Genomic DNA, 226 nt, shown 5'->3' with positions numbered 1-226 from the left:
GGTGCCGCCGGCTGTAGCGGTCGATCATCACGCCGACGAACGGACCGCACAGGATGATGACGGCGTGGCTGACGACAAAAATCTGTCCGACCGCGGCAAGTCCGGCCCCGGTCATGGCTGCCGACCACGCCTGGGCGACGATGCAGGCGCCGCGCGTTACATTGGTGAGGGCAAGGGCCGCATAGTAGAAACCGAGTTGGTTAGGTCGCATCGCGGTCAGGCGCTT

At 65.0% G+C, this 226-nt stretch carries 1 protein-coding gene; it reads right to left on the bottom strand.

From position 1 onward, the window contains the following. Positions 1-226, bottom strand: a 226-nt coding sequence (locus ASE56_RS17230) for a hypothetical protein (RefSeq protein ID WP_200914168.1), incomplete at both ends; no start/stop codon positions are given.

This window comes from Microbacterium sp. Leaf203 (assembly GCF_001421275.1).
GTDB lineage: Bacteria > Actinomycetota > Actinomycetes > Actinomycetales > Microbacteriaceae > Microbacterium > Microbacterium testaceum_A.
This window is presented reverse-complemented; position numbering and strand designations above follow the sequence as displayed.